At 45.2% G+C, this 23759-nt stretch carries 22 protein-coding genes and 7 tRNA genes; 9 read left to right on the forward strand and 20 right to left on the reverse strand.

All coding sequences use genetic code 11. The annotated features are described in order from the left end of the window. Positions 1-45: 45 nt before the first annotated feature. Positions 46-2625, reverse strand: coding sequence for a leucine--tRNA ligase (gene leuS / locus M0C34_RS06415; protein ID WP_248714812.1), 2580 nt, complete (start codon positions 2623-2625; stop codon positions 46-48). Positions 2626-2928: 303 nt separating this feature from the next. Here leuS and M0C34_RS06420 point away from each other — a divergent pair, with 303 nt between their 5' ends. After that, positions 2929-3423 (forward strand): zinc ribbon-containing protein, encoded by a 495-nt coding sequence (locus M0C34_RS06420; protein ID WP_248714813.1) that lies wholly within the window; start codon positions 2929-2931, stop codon positions 3421-3423. Here the strand turns inward: M0C34_RS06420 and lnt are convergent. The 5 genes from lnt to miaB form a co-directional block, all read right to left on the reverse strand. Beyond that, positions 3404-4954 (reverse strand): apolipoprotein N-acyltransferase, encoded by a 1551-nt coding sequence (gene lnt, locus M0C34_RS06425; RefSeq protein ID WP_248714814.1) that lies wholly within the window; start codon positions 4952-4954, stop codon positions 3404-3406. The two genes, M0C34_RS06420 and lnt, sit on opposite strands and share 20 nt — an antisense overlap. Position 4955: 1 nt before the next feature. Further along, positions 4956-5840, reverse strand: coding sequence for a CNNM family magnesium/cobalt transport protein CorC (corC, locus tag M0C34_RS06430; protein ID WP_248714815.1), 885 nt, complete (start codon positions 5838-5840; stop codon positions 4956-4958). Positions 5841-5862: 22 nt separating this feature from the next. Beyond that, complete coding sequence (gene ybeY / locus M0C34_RS06435) at positions 5863-6309, reverse strand: rRNA maturation RNase YbeY (protein ID WP_248714816.1); 447 nt, start codon at positions 6307-6309, stop codon at positions 5863-5865. 1 nt (position 6310) lies between these two features. After that, positions 6311-7372, reverse strand: coding sequence for a PhoH family protein (locus M0C34_RS06440; RefSeq protein ID WP_248714817.1), 1062 nt, complete (start codon positions 7370-7372; stop codon positions 6311-6313). 63 nt (positions 7373-7435) lie between these two features. Next, positions 7436-8863: a tRNA (N6-isopentenyl adenosine(37)-C2)-methylthiotransferase MiaB gene (gene miaB / locus M0C34_RS06445; RefSeq protein WP_248714818.1), complete on the reverse strand. Its 1428-nt coding sequence runs from the start codon at positions 8861-8863 to the stop codon at positions 7436-7438. A 218-nt stretch (positions 8864-9081) separates the two neighbouring features. On the opposite strand from miaB, the gene M0C34_RS06450 reads away from it, so the two are divergent. Then, a complete protein-coding gene (locus M0C34_RS06450) occupies positions 9082-10236 on the forward strand; it encodes an FAD-dependent monooxygenase (RefSeq protein ID WP_248714819.1) in 1155 nt (384 codons plus the stop codon). Between the two features lie 161 nt (positions 10237-10397). Here M0C34_RS06450 and M0C34_RS06455 read toward each other — a convergent pair. The 7 genes from M0C34_RS06455 to M0C34_RS06485 form a co-directional block, all read right to left on the reverse strand. Then, positions 10398-10472: transfer RNA gene (locus M0C34_RS06455), tRNA-Gln, on the reverse strand. 38 nt (positions 10473-10510) lie between these two features. Beyond that, positions 10511-10595: transfer RNA gene (locus M0C34_RS06460), tRNA-Leu, on the reverse strand. A gap of 22 nt (positions 10596-10617) precedes the next feature. Next, positions 10618-10694, reverse strand: a tRNA-Met gene (locus M0C34_RS06465). A 143-nt stretch (positions 10695-10837) separates the two neighbouring features. Further along, a tRNA-Gln gene (locus tag M0C34_RS06470) sits at positions 10838-10912 on the reverse strand. Positions 10913-11030: 118 nt separating this feature from the next. Next, positions 11031-11105, reverse strand: a tRNA-Gln gene (locus M0C34_RS06475). Between the two features lie 27 nt (positions 11106-11132). Further along, positions 11133-11217: transfer RNA gene (locus M0C34_RS06480), tRNA-Leu, on the reverse strand. Between the two features lie 34 nt (positions 11218-11251). Then, a tRNA-Met gene (locus M0C34_RS06485) sits at positions 11252-11328 on the reverse strand. Between the two features lie 265 nt (positions 11329-11593). On the opposite strand from M0C34_RS06485, the gene M0C34_RS06490 reads away from it, so the two are divergent. After that, positions 11594-11731, forward strand: a complete 138-nt coding sequence (locus tag M0C34_RS06490) for a hypothetical protein (RefSeq protein ID WP_248714820.1) — start codon at positions 11594-11596, stop codon at positions 11729-11731. Here the strand turns inward: M0C34_RS06490 and ychF are convergent. From ychF to lolB, 6 genes are all read right to left on the reverse strand, one after another. Then, positions 11721-12812 carry a redox-regulated ATPase YchF gene (gene ychF / locus M0C34_RS06495; RefSeq protein ID WP_248714821.1) on the reverse strand — a complete coding sequence of 364 codons (1092 nt, stop codon included), beginning with the start codon at positions 12810-12812 and terminating at the stop codon, positions 11721-11723. The genes M0C34_RS06490 and ychF overlap by 11 nt on opposite strands. Before the next feature lie 25 nt (positions 12813-12837). Then, a complete protein-coding gene (gene pth, locus M0C34_RS06500) occupies positions 12838-13428 on the reverse strand; it encodes an aminoacyl-tRNA hydrolase (protein WP_248714822.1) in 591 nt (196 codons plus the stop codon). After that, entirely contained in the window at positions 13428-14054 is a 627-nt protein-coding gene (locus M0C34_RS06505) for a 50S ribosomal protein L25/general stress protein Ctc (protein ID WP_248714823.1), read from the reverse strand. The genes pth and M0C34_RS06505 overlap by 1 nt, the downstream gene beginning before the upstream one ends. Before the next feature lie 207 nt (positions 14055-14261). Further along, positions 14262-15203: a ribose-phosphate pyrophosphokinase gene (locus tag M0C34_RS06510; protein ID WP_248714824.1), complete on the reverse strand. Its 942-nt coding sequence runs from the start codon at positions 15201-15203 to the stop codon at positions 14262-14264. 67 nt (positions 15204-15270) lie between these two features. Continuing rightward, positions 15271-16149: a 4-(cytidine 5'-diphospho)-2-C-methyl-D-erythritol kinase gene (ispE, locus tag M0C34_RS06515; RefSeq protein ID WP_248714825.1), complete on the reverse strand. Its 879-nt coding sequence runs from the start codon at positions 16147-16149 to the stop codon at positions 15271-15273. Continuing rightward, complete coding sequence (gene lolB / locus M0C34_RS06520; RefSeq protein WP_248714826.1) at positions 16142-16723, reverse strand: lipoprotein insertase outer membrane protein LolB; 582 nt, start codon at positions 16721-16723, stop codon at positions 16142-16144. The genes ispE and lolB overlap by 8 nt, the downstream gene beginning before the upstream one ends. A gap of 201 nt (positions 16724-16924) precedes the next feature. On the opposite strand from lolB, the gene hemA reads away from it, so the two are divergent. From hemA to nlpI, 6 genes are all read left to right on the forward strand, one after another. Further along, the gene (gene hemA, locus M0C34_RS06525; protein ID WP_248714827.1) at positions 16925-18181 is read left to right on the forward strand and encodes a glutamyl-tRNA reductase; all 1257 of its coding nucleotides are present in this window, start codon (positions 16925-16927) and stop codon (positions 18179-18181) included. Positions 18182-18249: 68 nt separating this feature from the next. After that, complete coding sequence (gene prfA, locus M0C34_RS06530) at positions 18250-19341, forward strand: peptide chain release factor 1 (protein WP_248714828.1); 1092 nt, start codon at positions 18250-18252, stop codon at positions 19339-19341. Further along, entirely contained in the window at positions 19331-20182 is an 852-nt protein-coding gene (gene prmC / locus M0C34_RS06535; protein WP_248714829.1) for a peptide chain release factor N(5)-glutamine methyltransferase, read from the forward strand. Before prfA ends, prmC begins: the two co-directional genes overlap by 11 nt. Positions 20183-20231: 49 nt before the next feature. Beyond that, positions 20232-20996: a SirB1 family protein gene (locus M0C34_RS06540; protein WP_248714830.1), complete on the forward strand. Its 765-nt coding sequence runs from the start codon at positions 20232-20234 to the stop codon at positions 20994-20996. A 10-nt stretch (positions 20997-21006) separates the two neighbouring features. Continuing rightward, entirely contained in the window at positions 21007-21864 is an 858-nt protein-coding gene (gene kdsA, locus M0C34_RS06545) for a 3-deoxy-8-phosphooctulonate synthase (RefSeq protein ID WP_248714831.1), read from the forward strand. A gap of 122 nt (positions 21865-21986) precedes the next feature. Further along, positions 21987-22868 (forward strand): lipoprotein NlpI, encoded by an 882-nt coding sequence (gene nlpI, locus M0C34_RS06550; RefSeq protein ID WP_248714832.1) that lies wholly within the window; start codon positions 21987-21989, stop codon positions 22866-22868. A gap of 9 nt (positions 22869-22877) precedes the next feature. On the opposite strand, the gene M0C34_RS06555 is transcribed toward nlpI, so the two are convergent. Further along, on the reverse strand, positions 22878-23753 hold the full coding sequence (locus M0C34_RS06555; RefSeq protein WP_248714833.1) for a U32 family peptidase: 876 nt from the start codon (positions 23751-23753) through the stop codon (positions 22878-22880). Positions 23754-23759 lie beyond the last annotated feature (6 nt).

Here is a 23759-nt window from a genome sequence, read left to right on the forward strand (position 1 = left end):
TCGCAATTAGTAAGGGCGGGCCGATAAGCAACCCGCCCTAAAGGCTTAGTTTGCTACTATGTTGAGCAATTTACCCGCTACATAAATCACTTTACGAATAGTTTTACCATCGACAAACTTACTTACATTTTCATCGTTCATGGCTAAGCTTTGTACGGTATCTTGGTCGGCGTCAGCGGCTACTGTAAGCTTCGCGCGTAATTTACCATTTACTTGAACGACAATAAGTTTGCTGTCTTCAACCATGGCTTTTGGGTCGGCTACTGGCCAATCGGCGGTATCTATCTCGCCAACATTACCTAAATGGGTCCAAAGTTGGTCACAAACGTGCGGAGTAATCGGCGACAACATTAATACCACTGCGTTAATGGCTTCACGTGTGACTGCACGGGTATTTACATCGCTTTGGTCTGCTTTTGCTAATTTGTTCATCAACTCCATAATCGCGGCAATGGCAGTATTAAAGGTTTGACGACGGCCAATGTCATCGCTGACTTTTGCAATGGTCTTATGCACATCTCGACGTAAGTCTTTTTGTTGGGCATTCAGGCTAGCAACATCTACCGCACCTGCTTCACCGGCATTTAGATGCTCGAAGCTAAATTTCCATAGGCGACGTAAGAAACGCAACGACCCTTCTACTGCGCTGTCTTGCCATTCGAGTGTTTGCTCTGCTGGGGCGGCAAACATCATAAATAGGCGAACTGTGTCAGCGCCGTATTTATCAACCATAACCTGAGGGTCGATACCGTTATTTTTCGACTTAGACATTTTGCTCATGCCTGCGTAAACCAGCTCTTGGCCCTCGGCAGTTTTAGCACTCGTAATGCGGCCTTTTTCATCTTTTTCGGTGACTGCATCTACCGGAGATACCCATACCTTGCCACCTTTAGCATCTTCGTAATAGAACGCGTCAGCTAATACCATGCCTTGAGTTAGCAAGCGTTTAAATGGTTCGTCTGACTCAACTAAGCCGCTATCGCGCAGTAACTTATGGAAGAAACGGGCATACAGCAAGTGTAAAATGGCGTGCTCAATACCACCAATATATTGATCCACGGGCAGCCAGTAATTTGCTTGCTCAGGATCTAACATCATGTCTTCGTTATTGGCGCTACAGTAACGCGCGTAGTACCAACTCGACTCCATGAAGGTATCGAAAGTGTCGGTTTCATGGAAGGCTTCTTGACCTTCAAATTCGGTTTTTGCCCATTCTGGATCTGCCTTGATTGGCGAGGTAACGCCATTCATCACTACGTCTTCTGGCAGAATCACTGGTAGCTGGTCTTCGGGGACTGGTACAACATCGCCATTTGCTAGGTTTAGCATTGGGATTGGCGTGCCCCAGTATCGTTGACGGCTTACGCCCCAGTCACGCAGGCGGAAGTTAACTTGTTTGGTACCTTTGCCGATAGATTCTAATTTGCTGGCAACGGCATCAAAAGCGGCGGTGAATTCTAAACCATCGAATTCACCAGAATTAAACAATACACCTTTCTCGGTGAATGCTTGTTCTGATAAATCTAACTCTGCATCGCTAGGCTTAATTACACCCACAATATCTAAGCCGTAAGCTTGAGCAAATTCAAAGTCGCGTTGGTCATGAGCGGGCACGGCCATTACTGCGCCAGAGCCATAACCCATTAGTACAAAGTTAGCTACCCAGATAGGCACAAGCTTACCAGTCAGTGGATGAACGGCATTAAGGCCAGTGGCCATACCTTTCTTCTCCATGGTGGCCATGTCAGCTTCAGCTACTTTATTGTTCTTGCATTCTTCGATGAAGGCGGCTAACTCAGAATGAGTTTTAGCCGCTTCTAAGGCAAGCGGATGTTGAGCAGCAATACCTACGTAAGTTACCCCCATGACCGTGTCTGGACGGGTAGTATAAACGGGTACTAACTGTTCGCTATTCTCCAAGCCAAACTGCATTTCAACGCCTTCAGAGCGCCCAATCCAGTTACGTTGCATGGTTTTTACTTGCTCTGGCCAATCGTCTAGTTGGTCTAAATCGTCTAACAACTCTTGAGCGTAGTCAGTGATTTTAATAAACCACTGCGGAATGTCTTTTTGTTCAACTAAAGCGCCAGAGCGCCAGCCGCGGCCATCGATTACTTGCTCGTTGGCTAATACGGTTTGGTCTACTGGATCCCAGTTAACCGTGGCCATTTTCTTGTACACTAAACCTTTCTCGTAAAGTTTAGTGAAGAACCACTGCTCCCAGCGGTAGTAATCTGGCTTGCAGGTCGCTAGCTCGCGATCCCAGTCGTAGCCAAAACCCAACTGTTTTAGTTGAGTTTTCATATATTCAATATTTTCGTAAGTCCATTTAGCGGGCGCAGTATTATTGTTAATTGCTGCGTTTTCGGCTGGAAGACCAAATGCATCCCAACCCATAGGTTGCATAACATTCTTACCTTGCATGCGCTGGTAGCGAGAAACGACATCACCAATGGTGTAATTGCGCACGTGGCCCATGTGCAAACGGCCACTTGGGTAAGGGAACATTGATAGGCAGTAAAACTTTTCTTTACCCGGTTGCTCAACGACTTTAAAGGTTTGCGCTTGCTCCCAGTGCTGCTGCACTTTGGTTTCAATATCACGCGGACTGTATTGCTCTTGCATCTATGGGATCTTCCAGAATAAACCAAAATTTGGACTTGGCAGCACGTAGCCACCGTATTTGATCCGCATAGGATACCGAGTCCGCTTGCTGACAACAATAGCTGGAGCATGTTTATCTTAGCTTGTTGAGTTCAATGCTGATGATTTCTCTGTACTCAGCTTTTGCAGGGGGCTTGTTAATATAGCCCTTAGGGGTGTTTCAGCGAAGATCAGGAAAAGATAAATCTGGTTTGGCGCACATTTGCTAGTCAACAAAAGGTCTATGCTTAAACCTGATAATGCACGTTAGAGAGCGGGTGAGTTATGCCAAAAAGAGTTAAAGCTTATCAAACCTTTGTGAAGGATTTGGAGAAACGCATACAAGAAAGCGGTGAAGTGGGGCAAGAAGAGCTATCCAAGTTAATTGATACTACTCAAGAGTACCTGCAAGCAGCTAGTGATCTAAGTAAAGATGAGTGGCAGCTAATTGCAAATTATGTGCGGCGAGACTTAAGTGATTGGCGCAGTGACTACAAACGCGCTTATGATGAAAGCCCTTCAATGACGATGCTAAAAGAAAGCATCTGGTATTGGTTGGCTAAAATGAGTGACCAAAGCCAAGTCGAATGGCACGAGCTGATCGGCGATTTGCAACATCAGGGGGTTTATAAAAGTGGTGAACTGATCGGTTTAGGAGTGATTGAATGCGCGCAATGCGGTGATAAGACCGCATTATGGCATCCAACAATTATCGCCCGATGTGACCACTGCCAAGGTGACAGTTTTTATCGTCACTCAATTAGTGAACTGCAGTCTTAAGTGACTTGTTACGCCGTGTCGGTAGCAGTCGAACGATAAAGCCGACTAATACTATCAAGCCCATTGGCCATAAACCTAAGCGTTGATAAGGGGTGACTCCGGTTGCGGGTATGATTTCTCCCTTTAAAGTGAGCAATTGATACTCTGGAGCACGTTGCTGCACTTTACCAAATCGGTCAATGATAGCGGTTACCCCGGTATTGGTTGAGCGGACCACTGGGCGGCCAAACTCTAAGGCTCGCATTTGTGCTATTTCTAGGTGTTGTTGTGGGCCGATAGATGTGCCAAACCAAGCGTCATTGCTGACTGTAATGATTGCATCGGTGTTTGCGGTAAATTGTGGGCGCATAAGCTCGCCAAAAGCAATCTCGTAGCATATGGCCGCGAGCCATTGATGCCCTTTTACCTGCAAGTTGGTTTGCAAGGGGTCACCTCGGCCAAAGGAAGACATAGGTAGATTGAAATAGGGGGCTAAAGGGCGTAATAGCTTTTCAAAAGGCACAAATTCACCAATCGGTAGTAAGTGGTTTTTATAGTAACGATTGGGGTTTTCGTAATAGTAACTAGCACTAGCATTATTTTCTTGGCTCTCTTGACCAAGTGTCACTAAGGCATTGTAGTAGTCGTTGGTTTGCAGATCATGGGCGATTACCCCTGTGATTAAGGCTTGCTGTTTGGCTAATAGTTGACCATCGAGTTGGTGCAAAAATTCAATGACGTCATATTCTAGCGCTGCAATGGCCGACTCTGGCCAAACGATAACGTCTGCATCAGATATGTTTAAGGTTTCTTGTTGATACATATGCAGGCTGGCAGCTCTATTTTCAGGCAGCCATTTTATGTCTAAGGGCACATTGCCTTGAACCAGCGCCACCGTCATTGAGGGCGATGGGGTGGTCCAGCTATGCCCCGTTAAAGCGATGCCGAGTAACCAAGGCGCCGTAATCGCCAAACTTGCTAGCCAGCGCATACGCTGTTGTCCGCGTATTAGTAATACTCCCGCTGCAGCGACGACTAACACTAACCAGGTAACACCGTATAATCCCAAAATGGGCGCAACTGCTGATAATGGCGAATCAATTTGGCTGTAACCGGGCTGCAACCAAGGAAAGCCAGTGAGCACCCAGCTGCGCAACCATTCAGAAAATAGCCAGCAGGCAGGAAACCACAATAGATAAAAGGCCGCCCCGCGTTTTGCTTGCCATTTATTGGCTAGCCAGCAGGCTAAGGCGGGATAAAGCGACAAGTAGGTCACTAATAAGGCCATCAGCGCTATGCTAACCACCAGTGGCATGCCGCCAAACTCGGCCATGCTGACATGTACCCAGTGGATCCCATAGCCAAACCAACCTAAGCCATAACATAAGCCAAGCTTAAAGCCCGATTGCTTTGGGTTTAACAAGTATATTAACGCTAATAGGGAGATTGGCATCAGAGGCCAAAAGCCGAAAGGAGCAAAGGCGAAAGGCGCGATTAACCCACCAGCAAAAGCGGCTAATAAACGTAGCCGCGGTGTCAAGCTTAAAGGCATGTTATTCTTGAACGCTCAAGTTTAGGGCTTTATCTTCAGGAATGCTAACCTGTAACTGCACCAAGCGGCGACGGTCAGCGGTTCGAACTTTAAAGTGATAACCTTCAATATCAATGCTTTCACCACGCCCTGGCAAGTGGCCAAAGGCATGAGTGACTAAACCGCCGATAGTATCCACTTCATCATCGCTAAAATCACTGCTGAAGTAATGATTGAAATCTTCAATATCGGTGAGTGCATTAACGGCAAAGGTTTTGTCATTAATTCGGCGAATATCATCTTGCAAATTTTCTTCGTTAGCAAATTCATCTTCGATATCACCAACGATAATTTCTAGGATATCTTCAATGGTAACTAGGCCCGATACTCCACCAAATTCATCAACCACGATCGCCATATGGTAGCGTTCGCTACGAAACTCTTTTAGCAGTTTGTCGATACGTTTGCTTTCTGGTACCACCACCGCGGGTCGAATCACTTGAGCTAGCGGGGTTTTTCCGCCGCCTTCTTTAAAAGCATAATAGAGTAAATCTTTAGCCAGTAAGATGCCTTCAATATGATCTTTGTCTTCGTTTATCACCGGAAAACGGGAGTGACGAGCATCGGTAAGTGTAGGTAAACTTTGGGCAATGGTTTGGCTTATGTCTAAGGTAACCATTTGCGAGCGGGGGATCATGATGTCTCTAACGCGTTGGCTTGATACATCTAATACACCTTCAATCATCTCTCGGGTGTTTTGGTCGATCAATTCTCTTTGATTGGCATCTTGAATTACTTCTACCAATTCCTCTCTACTCTTCGGCTCGCCTTGTACTAGCTGAATTGCTCGTTCAATCCAACTTTTCCTGACAGAGCCGGTGCTCGAGTGAGGGTTGTCGTCGCTCATATACGTTGTTTTACCTAATCAATTAATAAGGGTTGCTGATACCAAGTTTGGTCAGCACTGCTACTTCTAATGCTTCCATCTCTTCAGCTTCTTGATCGTCTATATGATCATAACCTAGCAGATGAAGGCTACCATGTACAACCATGTGCGCCCAATGATCAAATACAGCTTTTCCTTGTTCTTCCGCTTCTTTTTCGACGACTTGCCGACAAATAACCAAATCGCCTAATAATGGTAAGGGTACACCTGCTGGAGCCTGAAATGGAAACGACAGTACATTGGTGGGTTTCTCTTTACCACGATATTGATGATTTAAGGCTTGGCTTTCAGCTTCGTCAACAATACGAATAGTGAGTTCGGTATCTTCATCTTCCTCGACTAAAGTTGCATGAAGCCATGATTCAAATGCGGTAATAGTGGGAAGATTCTCTTCATCGCCACTGGCAATTTGTAGGTCAACAATTGCCATTTTATTCTCCACCGCTTTGACTAAGCTTTTGGGCTGCATCGCGGCGTTGTTTCTGTTTTTCTTCAGCGATACGATCGCGCTCATCTTGTTGCTCATACGCTTCTACGATGGCTGCAACAATTGGGTGGCGAACCACGTCAGCCGCTTGAAAAAAGTTGAAGCTTAAGGCTGGTACATCGCTCAGCACCTCAATGGCGTGGCGAAGACCTGATTTTTGATGGCGAGGTAAGTCAACCTGAGTGATATCACCGGTAATCACCGCTCTAGAGTTAAAACCAATTCGGGTTAAGAACATTTTCATTTGTTCTACCGTGGTGTTTTGGCTTTCATCTAAGATGATAAACGCATCGTTTAACGTTCGACCACGCATATAAGCCAGTGGCGCGACTTCAATGACGTTTCTCTCTATGAGCCGTTCTACTTTTTCAAAACCTAGCATTTCGAATAGCGCATCGTAGAGTGGGCGTAAGTATGGGTCCACCTTCTGGCTTAAATCACCGGGAAGAAAACCGAGTTTTTCACCTGCTTCTACTGCAGGACGCGTGAGCAATATTCGACGAACTTCTTGGCGCTCTAGCGCATCAACGGCACATGCTACTGCTAAGTAGGTTTTACCGGTACCCGCAGGGCCAATACCAAAGGTGACATCATGCCCTAGCATGTTGCCAATATAGGTGGCTTGATTTGGGGTGCGTGGCTTAATCACGCCACGTTTGGTTTTTATGTTTAACTGCTTACCATAGTGTTGGCTATCGTCGTCATCTTGATCTAACGCTCGGCTCTCTTGAATGGCCAAGTGCACCTGCTCAGGGCTAAGCTCTGGAATATCGCCGCCTTTTAACGGAGCAGTTTCTAGGTACAAACTGCGTAATATACTGGCGGCAATTAAACACATACCATGGCGACCAGTGATTTGAAATTCATTATTGCGATAACTAATTTCAACCCCTAAACGGCGTTCTAATTGCTTTAAGTTATCATCAAGTGGGCCACATAATTGAGCCAGACGGGGACCGGAAGCGGGTTCCAGGTAAATCTCAATAGAATTGATTTTATTACTCAAATTGTTTTATGGGCTGGTTTAGCTAAAACCAGCCAACTCCTTAATAGTTTTGCAAATGCGCGACTAGGGGGTAAAGCTTGCCACACCTAAGTGGTCTGCTTGCCCATCCGCTTTGTCGATAATAGTGGCAGGAGCCACATCATTTCGCAACTTCATTTGTTGTTCTGTTCTTAGCAAGTTACCGCGAAGAGAGTGGGCGAATACTTCAACAATTTTCACATCGACAAATTGGCCAATGGTATCGTGGCTACCCTCGAAATTAACCACACGGTTATTTTCAGTGCGTCCGCGCAGTTCCATTGGGTTTTTCTTTGACGGGCCTTCAACCAAGATACGCTGTTCGCTATCGAGCATACGGCGACTAACCTGCATAGCTTGTTGGTTAATACGCTCTTGTAGAATGTATAAGCGTTGTTTCTTTTCTTGTTCGCTTACGTCGTCTGGCAAGTCAGCTGCAGGTGTACCTGGGCGAGCGCTATATACGAAGCTGTAGCTCATATCAAAGTTGATTTGTTCAATTAACTTCATGGTGTCTGCGAAGTCTTCGGTAGTTTCACCTGGGTAGCCAACAATAAAGTCAGAGCTTATTTCAATGTCAGGGCGGGCTTTACGTAGCTTGCGAATAATAGATTTATATTCAATGGCTGTATGGCCACGCTTCATTAAGTTAAGAATACGGTCGGCACCACTTTGTACAGGCAGGTGCAAGAAGCTGACAAGCTCAGGGGTATCAGCATATACCTCAACAATATCGTCGGTGAATTCAATCGGGTGGCTAGTGGTAAAACGGATGCGGTCGATACCGTTAATGCTGGCCACGTAACGCAGTAATTCAGCAAAACTACAAATATTGTCGTCGTGAGTAAGGCCTCGGTAAGCGTTGACATTTTGACCTAACAGATTTACTTCGCGCACACCTTGATCGGCTAAAGACGCTATTTCGTAGAGCACGTCGTCTAGCGGGCGGCTCACTTCTTCACCGCGAGTATAGGGGACTACGCAAAAGGTACAGTACTTACTACAGCCTTCCATTATAGATACAAACGCGGTAGCGCCTTCAGCGCGAGGTTCCGGCAAACGATCAAACTTCTCAATTTCAGGGAAGCTTACGTCGACGACGGATTTCTCGCCTCCTCTTACTTGTTTAATCATTTCAGGTAAACGATGCAGAGTTTGTGGGCCAAACACGATGTCTACGTAGGGTGCGCGTTCGCGGATCGCTTTACCTTCTTGGGAAGCTACGCAGCCACCTACGCCAATCACTAGCTTTGGATTTTTTTGCTTTAGCGTCTTCCAACGGCCTAATTGATGAAAAACCTTCTCTTGAGCTTTTTCACGAATAGAGCAGGTGTTTAGTAGTAATACGTCGGCTTCATTGGCTTCTTCTGTCAACTGAAAACCATGGGTCGCATCCAGCAGGTCGGCCATTTTAGACGAATCGTACTCGTTCATTTGGCAGCCCCAAGTTTTTATATGCAGCTTATTTCCCATTGTTTTACTCTTTATTACATCGCTAAAAAAGGACGCGTATTTTACTGGTTTAAAGTTTCGATGACTAGAGACAATCATGCTGTTTACCATAAAAAGACTAAAAAACGTTCGCTTGGGCTCTCTGGCCATCTGATTCACAATTATTCCTTAGCTGATTCGCATCCGCTTAGGGCTTCGGGTTAAACTTCAACTAAATATCTAACCTGGTTTGAACGGTAGTGGAAAATTTTGACGTTATTGTAGTGGGAGGGGGCATGATCGGTGCAGCCAGTGCCCAAGGTTTTGCACTGCAAGGTCTATCGGTCTTGATGCTAGAGTCTTTTCAGCCGAAAGCCTTTGAGCTTAGCCAAGCGATGGACCTACGTGTTAGCGCGATTAGCCAAGCGAGCGTTAGCTTGCTTAAAAAGTTGCAAGCCTGGCCTGCGATAAATGCGATGCGATTATGCCCCTACCAGCAGTTGCAGGTATGGGAAGACCCTCAACATAAGTTAATCTTTGATTCTGCCCAGCTGGATTTACCTGAATTAGGATTTATGGTTGAAAATCGAATAATCCAATTGGGGCTTTGGCAAGTCGCTCTGCAATCGGGGGTCACTTGTAAAATTGCTAAGCAAAGCCGATTACTGAGTAATCACCCCGAAGGTATTGTGTTGGCGGCAGACGATACCCAATATAGTGCCAAGCTTATGGTGGTAGCCGACGGGGCTAATTCAACCATGCGCCAGCAACTTGGTGTAGGCATTAGTGCTTGGGATTATCGCCACGATTGTTTGGCCATCAATATTAAGTTGGATGCACCGCAGCAAACGGCGACTTGGCAACAGTTTTACCCGACTGGCCCTCGCGCTTTATTACCACTAGCCGATCAACATGCGGCATTAATCTGGTATGACGCTAAAGACACGATTCGTGGTTTAAAACAGTTAAATAAAGCGCAGCTTAAGCAACGCATTGACGCTGAGTTTCCGACACTACCAGGAGGTTTTGAGATACTGGCTAGTGCCAGTTTCCCTTTAACTCGACGCCATGCTGCCAGTTACGTCAAACACAGTGCGGTCATTATTGGTGATGCTGCGCATACTATTAATCCGCTGGCGGGGCAGGGGGTAAACCTCGGCTATCGTGATGTGAAGTGTTTAATAGAGCAAATTGAACACTGTGGTCTGGATGCTAAAGCAAAGGCTTTAAGGCGCTTTGAAGTGCGTCGTCGTCCCGATAACCTCGTCATGCAAGGTAGCATGGACATGTTCTACTTGTTATTTTCAAATTCGTTATCGCCGTTACAGCGTTTCCGAAAGCTAGCCATTAAAGTCGTACAAGCTAGCGGACCTATCAAAGATCAGGCCTTAAAATATGCGCTGGGAGATCTTTAACTAATCTTAGCTCTGGACAATAATGGCTTGTCCTATTTTTGAGTTGTGCTTAAGCAGATACAATCAAGCGATAGATATGCAAACCTGCTCGATGCAGGTTTTTTTATTGACGGTGAATTGAAACAAGAAAAAAGGCCTGCTAAAAAGCAGGCCTTTTAAGGTGGCAGGGATAGCTGGATTTGAACCAACGAATGGCGGCATCAAAAGCCGCTGCCTTACCGCTTGGCGATATCCCTACAAAACTCTTTGAATTGGGTTCTTCATTAAAGAAGAATGGTGCGGAAGGAGAGACTTGAACTCTCACACCTTGCGATACTAGAACCTAAATCTAGCGCGTCTACCAATTCCGCCACTTCCGCACGAAATACTTCTTAAAACTAATGGTGGCTATGGCGGGACTTGAACCTGCGACCCCAGCATTATGAGTGCTGTGCTCTAACCAGCTGAGCTACATAGCCATTTGTATCTTCACTCGGTAAAGTTACAAATTTCTCGGCAGGGTTAGCAAATTCTAGTCTACGACATAGTACTTACTGTCTTACCTGGGCAAATGCCCTATTCAGTTACTGCTTCCCAGATTATAACCTGAGCACAATAAAAGTGGCAGGGATAGCTGGATTTGAACCAACGAATGGCGGCATCAAAAGCCGCTGCCTTACCGCTTGGCGATATCCCTGCAGAAACTTAACATCGAAACTGCGTTTCGATGGCCTTCACTGTAAAGTGTAGACCGACAACTAAGAAAGCGAATTCTTGTTGTTTAACTCAAGTATAACTACTCAAGCCTAAAATGGTGGCAGGGATAGCTGGATTTGAACCAACGAATGGCGGCATCAAAAGCCGCTGCCTTACCGCTTGGCGATATCCCTACAAATTGTATCTTTCATAAAGAAAGATGGTGCGGAAGGAGAGACTTGAACTCTCACACCTTGCGATACTAGAACCTAAATCTAGCGCGTCTACCAATTCCGCCACTTCCGCAAATTTTACATCAGACTCTTGGTAGTGAGAAAGATGGTGGCTATGGCGGGACTTGAACCTGCGACCCCAGCATTATGAGTGCTGTGCTCTAACCAGCTGAGCTACATAGCCTTGTGAACGACGCTTTGCGTTGTTAACGGCGCGTATTATGCGTATCAGACCTAGGAGCGTCAACCGTTTTTTTGCCAAAAATCCGCAAAAAAGTCTGTTTGCACACTTTGTGTACGTGGTGATGGCCGTTTGTTCAGTTTGTCTGGTTGCTTTATACACAACTTTGTTGAAGGCTTTCAACTTGCTTTAAAAATAGCGGGTTGTTTAGCCGCTAAACAGGGCTTCTCAGTGTTCACTAAATAGTGCTATTTAACGTGGTGACTTAATGTGTAGAAATAGGCGCGGTGGGGCGGGCAATGCCTTACTGGTGAGCATTGAGATTAACATCGCTGTTTGGCAGGCAGAAATAAAAAAGCCAACACTTAAGTTGGCTTTTATTTTTAGCTTAGCGCTTATACGTTAAATAAGAAGTGAATAACGTCACCGTCTTTAACGACGTAAGTTTTGCCTTCTTGGCGCCATTTGCCAGCAACTTTAGCGCCAGACTCGCCTTTATGCTCAATGTAGTCGTCGTAACCAACAACTTCGGCGCGAATATAGCCTTTTTCAAAGTCGGTATGAATTTTACCTGCAGCTTGAGGGCCGGTGGCACCAACGGGCACTGTCCAAGCGCGAACTTCTTTTACGCCGGCTGTGAAATAGGTTTGCAAGTCGAGTAACTCGTAACCGGCGCGAATGACACGGTTTAAACCTGGCTCTTCTAAGCCCATTTCATCCATGAATTCTGCTTTTTCATCAGCGTCTAATTCTGCGATTTCACTTTCAATTTCGGCACAAACCGCCACCACTACAGCATTTTCGCTAGCGGCAATTTCTTTTACTTTATCTAAGTAAGGGTTGTTTTCGAAACCGTCATCGTTAACGTTGGCGATGTACATCGTCGGTTTAGCGGTTAAGAAGTTCATATAAGCAATAGCTGCTTTTTCTTCTTTGCTTAAATCTAAACTACGTAGCATTAAATCTGCTTCTAGATGTGCTTGGACTTTTACCAACACTTCTGACTCAAACTTGGCTTCTTTGTCGCCGCCTTTAGCTTTTTTGGCAACGCGGATCTGGGCTTTTTCACAGGTATCTAAGTCAGACAGTGCTAGCTCAGTATTAATGGTGTCGATGTCTTCTGCTGGGTCAACTTTACCCGATACGTGCACAATGTTGTCGTTTTCAAAACAACGAACAACATGGCCAATGGCATCTGTTTCACGAATGTTAGCTAAAAATTTGTTACCTAAGCCTTCACCTTTAGATGCGCCCGCAACCAAACCTGCAATATCTACAAATTCCATGGTGGTGGGTAATATGCGCTGTGGGTTTACAATTTCAGCCAAGGCATTTAAGCGCTCATCAGGCACGGGTACTACGCCCGTATTTGGCTCAATAGTACAAAATGGAAAGTTAGCAGCTTCAATGCCGGCCTGAGTCAGAGCGTTAAAAAGGGTCGACTTGCCCACGTTTGGCAAACCAACGATGCCACATTTAAATCCCATAATAATACCTATTTGTTTAAGGGGCTTAGCCCGCTTTGTAACTATGTAATCGATTCATTGCTTTGCTTAAACCATCTTTAAGCAATACATCGGTACTGCGCACCGCTTCATCAATTGCATCATCAATTAGTTCTTGGTCGCTTTTAGGTGCTTTACCTAATACGTAACCTGAAACACGATCTTTATGACCTGGATGTCCAATACCAATCCGTAAACGATGAAAATCTTTGTTATTACCAAATTTACTGATGATATCGCGCAAACCGTTATGTCCGCCGTGTCCACCACCTTTTTTAAAGCGTGCTACGCCAGGGGGTAAATCAAGTTCATCGTGAGCAACCATGATCTGCTCAAGTTCGATACGATAAAATTTAGCCAAAGATGCAACGGCTTTGCCGCTGAGGTTCATAAACGTTGTGGGGATCAATAAACGTAGCTCTTGGTCTGCCAGCTGAATTCGCCCGGTAAGTCCAAAATGTTTACTGTCTGGTTTTAATTGGGTGTGATGATTGTTGGCTAGTTGCGTGACTAACCATGCGCCAGCGTTATGGCGGGTGGCGGCATATTCGGGGCCTGGATTACCCAGACCCACGAGTAAACGAATATCGTTTATCACTATTCTTCTGAAGCTGCTGCTTCTTCAGAATCGTCAGCTTCTTCAGACACGCCTTTAGGAGTAGTAATAGATACTACAGCTTGGTCGTGGTTTTCACCTTTAGCTAACTCAACTGATGTAACGCCAGCAGGTAGCGTGATATCAGAGATGTGTAGTGAAGCACCTAGTTCTAGGTTCGCTACATCTAGCTCGATGTACTCAGGAAGATCTTTAGCTAGACAGCTAACTTCAATCTCTGTCGCCAAGTGATGTACTTTACCACCATTTTTAACCGCTTCTGCAGTGTCTTCGTTTAAGAAGTGAATAGGCACGGCTTTGTGGATAGCTTTAGTATTATCAACACGTTGGAAGTCAATGTGTTGTACACGTGGCTTGTAGGCATGACGCTGCATGTCTTTTACTAATACGTCTACGGCTTCGCCAGCAACGTTTACAGTAATAATGCTAGAGTAAAACGCTTCAGCTTCTTGAGCCTTCATCACATGGCGTTGCTCAAGAGTGATTGATACAGGCTCTTGGCCAGCACCGTATACGATAGCAGGAACTTTATCAGCGTGACGTAGGCGGCGGCTCGCACCTTTCCCTAGGTCTGTACGCAGTTCAGCGTCAAGTTTAATGTTAGACATTTGTGTTTCTCCAAATAAATTAATGAGGCTAAAGTTTCGCGACCAAACTCTAACCAGTACCTTGTTGATTTGGTGAAAAAGTGATTAACACCTAAGCACTTCAATTCAAAAGGCGCGGCATTCTACCATTGACGTTTTTGAAAGCCAATAAAAAAGCGCGGTAATTCACATTACCGCGCTTTTAAATCAATCTTTATTTAATGCTGTTTAGAACATTGCAGATATTGATTCTTCGTTACTCACGCGACGAATAGCTTCAGCTAGCATTGGTGCCAATGATAATTGACGTACTTTTTCAACATTACGCATTTCATCAGACAGTGGGATTGAGTCAGTAATAATAACTTCATCTAGTGCTGATTCTGTGATGTTTTGTGCTGCATTACCTGAAAAGACAGGGTGAGTTGCATAAGCAAATACACGCTTAGCGCCCTTGGCTTTAAGCGCTGCTGCTGCCTGGCATAGGGTACCGCCAGTATCAATCATGTCATCAACCATGATGCAATCACGACCATCGACATCACCAATAATGTTCATTACTTGGGCTACGTTGGCACGTGGACGACGTTTGTCGATAATCGCTAAATCGCTATCGTTTAGCATTTTAGCGACTGCACGAGCGCGCACTACACCACCAATGTCTGGCGATACAACAACCGGAGATTCTAGATTTCTGTCTAGCATATCTTGCAGAAGTACTGGGCTACCAAATGCGTTGTCTACCGGTACGTCGAAGAAACCTTGGATCTGTTCGGCGTGAAGGTCAACGGTTAGTACGCGGTCAACACCCACACTAGATAGGAAGTCTGCTACTACTTTTGCAGTAATAGGCACACGAGCACTACGAGGGCGGCGGTCTTGACGAGCATAACCAAAGTAGGGGATTACCGCAGTAATACGACCCGCAGAGGCACGGCGTAGAGCATCAACAATAACAATCAGCTCCATTACGTTGTCGTTGGTTGGAGCGCAAGTGGATTGGACAACAAAGATGTCTCCACCACGAACGTTTTCGTTGATTTGTACACTAATCTCGCCATCACTGAATCTACCTACTGAAATATCACCTAGGGTGGTATAAAGGCGATCAGCAATACGCTGGGCAAGTTCGGGCGTGGCGTTACCGGCGAAGAGTTTCATGTCTGGCACGATGGAAACCTCAGATTTATCGGGTCAAAAGAGCGTTACGTTTTTTAGGGCTTAAGAATGTTATTTCTTAGGCCCCAGCTGTGTTTGTGAGTGTTTTTTCGTTAGTCAATTGCTGATGAAGCGGCGATTGATTACAGGCTTTACACACAAAGCCGGATACATTTTTTGGACGTTTCGCCAGTACTGACAAGGCTTCACGCTCATTGTCAAACGCGGCGAATACACAAGAACCTGTCCCAGTCATTCTTGACGGCGCGTATTCTACCAACCAGCTAAGAGCTTGTGCAACCTCCGGATAAACTTTAGCCACAATTTCTTCGCAATCATTTTGCCAATTAGCCTTTGATAATTGTTGCCAAGTTCTCTTAGGGCTTGTTCTGGTTAGGTCTGGGTGGCCAAAAACGCTTTCAGTAGAAACATGAACGTCTGGATGCAAAACAACATACCAAGGTTCATCCACGGTTACCGATTGTAGTTTCTCACCCACACCTTCTGCAAAGGCACTATGACCATGAATAAAAATAGGCACATCAGCGCCAAGTTGCAAACCCAAGCGGGCTAATTGTTCAAGGTTTAATTGGCAGTCCCATAGTTCATTTAACACCAGTAACGTGGTAGCAGCGTTTGATGACCCCCCACCAATGCCTCCACCCATAGGCAGGTGCTTTACCAGTTTAATGTCGACACCTTGAACAATTTGGCAATGCGCCTTAAGTAGCTTAGCGGCTTTAACCACTAAGTTATCATCATTAGGAAAATCTAATTCGCAACTTAGCGAGATAGTATCTTGCTTGTTTACGGAGAAATATAAATGATCGCAGTAGTCGACAAACTGAAACAAGGTTTGTAGCTCATGGTAGCCGTTAGCTTGTTGGCCATTTACATATAAAAATAGATTGAGCTTAGCGGGTGATAGCCATGGGCCGCTTGAAAGTTGCTTAGTCATTGATTTGCCATTTATGAATATTAATTTTCAAAAGGTTTTCAGCTGAACGCATTTCCATCTGCCTAGGCAATAGATAGCTTTGGTACTGACCGTAATTTAGGTAACTCACTGTCCACTGTTGTTTGGTAGTAAAGCTAGCTAAGCGATGTTGTGGATTCAGTTGATAATCATTCTGGGTTGGAATACCCAGTAGCCAACTAGGGAGTTGCTCAACCGGGACTTGCCAACCCGTCAAGCGGTCAACCAATTGCTGAGCATCATTGCCGGTGTATTCTTGGTCTTTGGTTTTTACCCACACTTTACCGGGTTGGTAATGCAGCTCGATGGCTTGAATACCTAAAGGCCCATTGATTTTTAGTATGCTGCGTTGGCCGTCTTGTTGCCAAAATAAGTTAGCTGCTTGGCGTGTGGTGTCGCCTATAAAGGCTATTTTTCCACTGAGCTGCCAGTGCTGATGCTGATTTAGCGCTGCTAAGTGCCGCTCCCATTCACTATCAACCGTGCTGATCGGCGGTGGTGTTGTACAGGCTGTTATGGTGCAAGCGAGCAAAATGATTATAAAGAGTTGGCGCACAATAAATCCGTATTTTTTTTGCAGTATAAAAGCTCTACTGGGTGGCTGTAAATTCTTTAAAGCTAAAGATGTGTCCCCTTGTCACAGCAAAATTAGCTAATTGAGGCGGGTTAGGGCGGGAGTTTCTTTTATTTGCCCCTATATTCCCGTACAATTTGGCTCTTTATTTATTTGGATACGGCGCGCAACAGCCCCACAAAGATGACTCTGTTAGTTCTAGGAATCAATCACAAATCAGCCCCCGTTAACTTGCGAGAGAAAGTGGCGTTTAGTCCAGAGCAAGTAAACCAAGCGCTTAACCATGCGGTTTCTGCGCTTGGTGTAGAAATGGTGATTGTATCTACCTGTAATAGAACCGAGCTCTATTGCCACATTGTTGAAGCCGAAACCGATGCAGCGGCTGTGGTGCAGTGGCTGATTAATTATAAAAACCTCGAGCAAGCTGAGGTTCTTCCGTGCCTTTACCAATATCATCAGCAAACAGCGGTGGCGCATTTGATGCGTGTGGCCAGTGGTTTAGATTCGTTGATTCTAGGTGAGCCACAGATTCTTGGCCAGATTAAACAAGCCTATACCGAATCGCGAGAAGCTGGCGCGGTAGGAAGTGTACTTGAGCGTTTTTTTCAGCGCGCTTTTTCGGTGGCCAAACAGGTTAGAACAGATACCGATATTGGGGTGAATGCGGTATCTGTAGCGTTTGCAGCTGTCAGTTTGGCAAAACAGATATTTGATGATTTGAGCCAGTCTAAGGTTCTTCTGGTTGGTGCTGGAGAAACGATTGAACTGGTGGCTAAGCACTTGGTCGATCAGGGCGTTAAAAAGCTAATGGTGGCCAACCGCACGGCTTCACGGGCTAAGTTGTTGGCTGAGCGATTTGCTGGCGATGTTATTACCCTAAATGAAATACCCGACCATTTAGCTCATTACGACATTGTGATTAGCTCAACGGCAAGTCCTTTGCCCATTATAGGTAAAGGCATGGTAGAAACGGCCCTTAAAAAACGGCGTTTCCAGCCGATGTTTTTGGTTGATATAGCGGTACCTCGAGATATTGAGGAGCAGGTAGGAGAGCTGCGTGATGCCTATTTGTATAGCGTTGATGATTTGCAGGGTATTGTTGAGCAAAATATGGCATCACGCCGAGAGGCAGCCGAACAAGCCGAGCTGATTGTTACAGAACACTGTGAAGCGTTTATGGGGTGGTTGCGCTCGCTTGAGTCGGTAACCACTATTCGTGATTATCGAAGTCACAGTGAACGGGTACGTGATGCAGCAGTAGAAAAAGCCTTAGAATCGTTAGCCAACGGAAAAGATCCGGCACTGATTATTCGCGAAACGGCCTTCCAGCTTACTAATAAATTAATCCATGCTCCCACCGAAGCTATAAATAAGGCTGGGCGTGATGGTCGCTTAGAAGAATTAGCGGTAATACGTGAGGCCATTGGCCTAAGAAAATAACCCGATTGTTGATGATGTTTCGTTGCTAATTGTTAGCGGACGGAATGTTGCGTTGAAAGAGAGAAAGCATGAAAGCGTCAATTATATCTAAACTTGAAACCTTGCAAGAGCGTTATCAAGAAGTACAAGTATTGCTTGGTGAGCCAGAGGTAATCTCTGACCAAAATAGGTTTAGAGGTCTCACTAAGGAATACTCGCAATTAGAAGAAGTAGTGGTTTGTTTTAGCGCTTACCAACAAGCTCAAGAAAACTTCGATTCAGCGAAAGAAATGCTCAATGATGAAGACCCTGAGATGCGTGAAATGGCGCAAATGGAAATTGACGAAGCTAAAGAAAGCATGACCAAGCTGTCTGAAGATTTGCAATTACTGTTGTTACCTCGTGATCCTAACGACTCTCGAAGTATCTTTTTGGAAATTAGAGCCGGGGCCGGCGGTGATGAGGCGGCTATTTTTGCCGGCAATTTATTCCGTATGTACAGCAAGTTTTCTGAGCAGCAAGGCTGGCGCATGTCGGTAATGTCTAGCAACTCAAGTGAGCAGGGCGGTTATAAAGAACTGATTGCTAAAATTGACGGTGAAGACGTGTATAGTTTAATGAAGTTTGAATCTGGCGGTCACCGTGTTCAACGTGTTCCTGAAACCGAATCACAAGGGCGAATTCATACCTCGGCCTGTACCGTGGCGGTCATGCCTGAAATTCCAGAAGCAGAACAAATTGAAATTAACCCAGGTGACTTGCGCATCGATACCTTCCGAGCTTCTGGAGCGGGTGGTCAGCACGTAAACAAAACCGATTCGGCTATTCGTATTACCCACATCCCCAGCGGCGTGGTTGTGGAGTGTCAAGAAGAGCGCTCGCAACACAAAAACCGCGCTAAAGCGATGTCGGTATTGTCGGCGCGCCTGCAAGCGGCTGAAGATGATAAGCGCCGCGCGGAAGAAACCAGTATGCGCCGTGACTTAGTCGCAAGTGGTGACCGTAGTGAACGTATTCGTACTTATAATTATCCGCAAGGGCGAGTGAGTGACCACCGAATTAACCTAACACTTTATCGTTTAAACGAAATCATGGAAGGTGAATTGCTAGCATTGTTGGATCCTATTCAACAAGAATTCCAAGCTGACCAGTTGGCAGCATTGGCCGAAAATGAAGGATAAGTATCCTTCTATTGCTGAGGCGCTCAATTGGGCTAGAGAAAAGCTTCACTTGGGTGAATCTCCACAAGTGGATGCTAAGGTATTGTTGCAGCATGTATTGGGTTGTGAACCGGTATATTTGTTAACTTGGCCAGAACGCTGTTTAACAGAGCTTCAATGGCAGCAATACCAAGACTTACTGGAAAAGCGAGAGGCTGGGCAACCAGTTGCTTATCTCATCGGGCTACGCGATTTTTGGTCGCTATCCTTGAAGGTTTCTCCAGCAACGTTGATTCCACGCCCAGATACTGAAGTTTTAGTAGAACAAAGCCTAAAGAAAATCGTTAACCTCGCCGATACAGAAATCGTAGACTTGGGTACCGGAACGGGTGCCATTGCATTGGCGATAGCAAGTGAGTGCCCCTTAGCGAAGGTTTACGCTAGTGATTTACGTGAAGATGCTGTGCAGTTAGCGAGGGAAAATGCCAGTAGTTTGCATTTGTCTGAGGTAGATATACGACAAGGATCGTGGCTTGAGCCGTTTTCAGGTCAGACGTTTGATTTGATAGTGAGTAATCCACCGTATATCGACCCGCAAGATCCGCATTTATCTCAGGGTGATGTGCGATTTGAGCCGATAAGCGCCTTGACCTCTGAGCAAAACGGTTTAGCCGATATTAAACATATCATCGATACTGCGACTGACTACTTAAAAGCTGGCGGTTGGCTGTTACTGGAGCATGGCTATGACCAAAAACAAGCTGTACAGCAGTTGTTAGATAAGGCCGGTTATAGCCAAATCTTTACTGAGCAAGACTATGGTGGAATGGACCGAGTAAGCGGCGGTTGTTATTTGGCCTAGCCATTAGCAACGAATAACAAAAATAGATTTATTAAAGGAAAGAGATGCAGTGATTTTTCGCATTTTAGGTCTTGAAGAAGAAATCTCTGGTCAGTCTTTTGCGCTGGTAAGAAAAACCTTGCACAGGCTTTGGTTAGATTGGCTAAAACTCAATCCTATCGAAGACTCTCCCGAGCAACGCTTTGAACAACTAAAAAACCTGTTTTATAAAGAGTTAGGTTTTAGTAGTGATTGGCAGAGTTATTATCACAGTAAAAATTCTCTGATTAGCGATGTACTGTCGCGTCGTTGCGGTAATGGTACGAGCCTATCGGTGCTGTTACATTACTTCGCGCGTAAACTCGATATTGAGTGTCACGCGATAGCATTTCCAGCGCAAACCATTCTGGCGTTTAGTCTAGGCACAAAGTGTATTTATTTTGATGCGTTTTCAGCGGAACAAAAAACCGTCGCTCAACTAGAGGTGATCCATCGTGGCCATAAAGGGAATCTCGCTCGCTTGTTAAGCGATAACCTAGAGCCGATGTCTTCTGCCGACATGACGAAACGTTGGCTTGGTGAACTAAAAAGTGCGTGTTTACGCGAAGATGAATTTGAGCGGGCCCTTCAAACCTCTCAAATCCTGATTAGACTCAAACCTGGTGACCCCCATGAGATGCGTGATAGAGGTTTTATCTATCAGCAGTTAGACTGTAATAGTGTCGCTATTAACGATTTTGAATACTTTATTGAACAGTGTCCAGATGATCCTTTATCGAAGATACTAAAAGTGCAGATCCATACGATGGACTCTCAACCTGCAATTTTGCATTAAGAGGAACAGCATGCAGCAAAAAACAATTAACGTAGGCTCAATTAAAGTAGCCAATGATGCCCCATTTACTTTATTCGCGGGTATGAATGTACTTGAGTCTCGTGATTTGGCCATGCAAATTGCCGAGCATTTTGTTGAAGTCACTACCCGGCTTGGTATTCCCTATATTTTCAAAGCATCATTTGATAAAGCCAACCGCTCTTCTATTCATTCATACCGCGGGCCGGGTATGGAAGAAGGCTTACGCTTACTGGAAGAAATAAAGCAGCAGTTTTCTATTCCGGTGATTACGGATGTGCATGAAGTTGCTCAAGCTGCCCCTGTCGCTGAAGTCGCTGATGTTATTCAATTACCCGCATTTTTGGCTCGTCAAACAGATTTAGTTGAAGCGATGGCCAACACGGGAGCGGTAATAAATGTTAAGAAGCCACAATTTTTGAGCCCTTCTCAAATGGGTAATATTGTTGATAAATTTGCTGAGTGCGGTAATAACAACATTATTTTATGTGAACGTGGCAGTAACTTTGGTTACGACAATTTGGTCGTGGATACCCTCGGTTTCGGCACTATGAAGAAGGTGAGTAATGGTTCACCGGTTATCTTTGATGTGACCCATGCTTTACAGTGTCGTGATCCATTGGGCTCGGCCTCTGGTGGGCGCCGTGAACAAGTGGGTGAGCTAGCTAAAGCGGGAATGGCGACTAGCTTGGCAGGCCTGTTTCTTGAAGCGCACCCTGATCCTGAAAATGCGCGATGTGATGGACCAAGTGCATTACCGTTATCTAAGTTGGAACCTTTCTTGACTCAGATAAAAGCACTGGATGACTTGGTGAAGTCTTTTGATCATTTAGACACTCATTCCAAATAAGATATTTATCTATAATGATAATTTTAAGTTTCCCTAAGCTTTTTCTCTTGTTAGGGTAAACAGATAGTGAGGCTGTAATTGTCGCTGCAGCCCTTAAGTTTGATTCAACGAGTGGAAGCAATATGTTAAAACGAGCCTGGCGCAGTGGATTTTTGTTGGTGGCTATAGCTTATCTCAGTGGGTGTGCTAACACCTCGAGTCAAGCCCTGCCAACGATAGTATTAGCAACGCCTCTGCAAGTTGACTACCAGTCTGAAAATGCCTTAGCCCGCTTAGGGCAAATGTTAAATTCTGGAGAGTACAACCAAGAACAAACAGCCCAGTTGTTTTACGAACGAGGCATTGTGTTTGACCGAGTCGGTCTTCGAGCACTGGCTCGCTTTGACTTTAAACGGGCGGTGCAATTAAAGCCCAATTTTGTTGAGGCCTATAACTTCTTAGGGGTTTACTACACTTTGGCCGAAGATTTTGATAGCGCTTTTGAATCTTTCGATTCTGCCATTGAACTCGCACCCGATTACAGCTTTGCTTACTTCTACCGAGGCATTGCGCTTAATTACGCGAACAAGCCTGAGTTGGCGGTAGTCGATGTTGATTATTATGCTGATCAAGCGCCCAATGATCCCTACCGCGTTTTATGGCGATACCTGATTCAACAGCAAACTGACGCCCCTAAAGCACAGCAAGAGTTAGACCTAGCCTTCGAGACCTATAAAACCGATGACTGGGGCTGGCAAATCGTACGTTTATACGCGGGCGAAATCACTCAACAACAATTTTTAACTGAAACGGCGAACGTGGATGGTAATAATCGTGATTTAGCAGAGCGTTTATGCGAAGCCTATTTTTATATGGCAAAGTTAGAGCAGCAGGCAGGCAATCACCCATTAGCCAGTAGTTACTTTAAGTTATCGTTGGCAAATAATGTGTATGATTTCGTAGAGCACCGTTTAGCCTTGTTTGAATTAAGTCGTTACGAGAGCCAAGCTCAGTTGGCTCTGTAGGGCTTAATCTTATTCTTGTTGATTTCTTATGCCGGCAATTTGATGCCAGTAACCGTTGACACTATCGGGTGTTGGAAAATGCTCGGTAGATTGGTTACGACGGCGAAAGGCCTCTAAATGTTCTATGCTTTCTTCGCCCGTTGGGCTAATGCGCACTATATCAACTAAGCCCTGCATACTTTGCTGGTCGTTGATTAAGTTGTAACAATCTCCAGACATAGTCTGAATACCGTTTAATACAAATAACGATTGTCCCTCTTGGCTATCGACTTGGCGACCATTAGGGTATTTGATACAACAGGTTTCACAATCGTCTTTACTCTTGCCTTCCGATTGCGCGGTAAAACAACGTGCAGAGTAGGCTAGCGGTAAATGACCGTAAGCAAAGACTTCTATTTCAAAGCGATCGCGAATACCCATTTCGTTGCATTCACTCACCAGTTTTTGTAGCCAATCACGGGAAAGCTCTACCGGCATCACCCAGCGTTGCATCCCTTGCTTTAGTAATACGTTCAGGGCATAGGCATTGTAAATATTAATGGCGGGCCCACACACAAAAGGCAGCCTAGCGTTATGCGCTTCTTCAATGGCACTAAAATCGTTAGCCTCGATAATAAAATCGCCATTGTCGATGAGTTTTTTTAGGTTTCTAACCTCTGATGGCGCTTCCAATAGGGCCATCGTTGAAATGACCACTTGCTTACCCGCTTGGTGCAGTTGTTTGGCTAAGTCTATCCAATCATTAGCTTTCATATTGCGGCGTTTGCTACATACCGTTTCGCCGATATAGATTATGTCAGCGCTGCTGGCTTTAGCGAGATGATAAAATTCTTCAATTTGTTGATTTGGCCAGTAATATAAAATTGGCCCTAATGCATACTTCATAATATA

The organism is Agarivorans sp. TSD2052, from assembly GCF_023238625.1.
Lineage (GTDB): Bacteria > Pseudomonadota > Gammaproteobacteria > Enterobacterales > Celerinatantimonadaceae > Agarivorans.

Coding starts and splice junctions, on each gene's coding strand:
- leuS (WP_248714812.1), bottom strand. CDS start 2,625: ATGCAAGAGCAATACAGTCCGCGTGATATTGAAACCAAAGTGCAGCAG.
- M0C34_RS06420 (WP_248714813.1), top strand. CDS start 2,929: ATGCCAAAAAGAGTTAAAGCTTATCAAACCTTTGTGAAGGATTTGGAG.
- lnt (WP_248714814.1), bottom strand. CDS start 4,954: ATGCCTTTAAGCTTGACACCGCGGCTACGTTTATTAGCCGCTTTTGCT.
- corC (WP_248714815.1), bottom strand. CDS start 5,840: ATGAGCGACGACAACCCTCACTCGAGCACCGGCTCTGTCAGGAAAAGT.
- ybeY (WP_248714816.1), bottom strand. CDS start 6,309: ATGGCAATTGTTGACCTACAAATTGCCAGTGGCGATGAAGAGAATCTT.
- miaB (WP_248714818.1), bottom strand. CDS start 8,863: ATGGGAAATAAGCTGCATATAAAAACTTGGGGCTGCCAAATGAACGAG.
- M0C34_RS06490 (WP_248714820.1), top strand. CDS start 11,594: ATGTGTAGAAATAGGCGCGGTGGGGCGGGCAATGCCTTACTGGTGAGC.
- ychF (WP_248714821.1), bottom strand. CDS start 12,812: ATGGGATTTAAATGTGGCATCGTTGGTTTGCCAAACGTGGGCAAGTCG.
- M0C34_RS06505 (WP_248714823.1), bottom strand. CDS start 14,054: ATGTCTAACATTAAACTTGACGCTGAACTGCGTACAGACCTAGGGAAA.
- ispE (WP_248714825.1), bottom strand. CDS start 16,149: ATGACTAAGCAACTTTCAAGCGGCCCATGGCTATCACCCGCTAAGCTC.
- hemA (WP_248714827.1), top strand. CDS start 16,925: ATGACTCTGTTAGTTCTAGGAATCAATCACAAATCAGCCCCCGTTAAC.
- prfA (WP_248714828.1), top strand. CDS start 18,250: ATGAAAGCGTCAATTATATCTAAACTTGAAACCTTGCAAGAGCGTTAT.
- prmC (WP_248714829.1), top strand. CDS start 19,331: ATGAAGGATAAGTATCCTTCTATTGCTGAGGCGCTCAATTGGGCTAGA.
- kdsA (WP_248714831.1), top strand. CDS start 21,007: ATGCAGCAAAAAACAATTAACGTAGGCTCAATTAAAGTAGCCAATGAT.
- nlpI (WP_248714832.1), top strand. CDS start 21,987: ATGTTAAAACGAGCCTGGCGCAGTGGATTTTTGTTGGTGGCTATAGCT.
- M0C34_RS06555 (WP_248714833.1), bottom strand. CDS start 23,753: ATGAAGTATGCATTAGGGCCAATTTTATATTACTGGCCAAATCAACAA.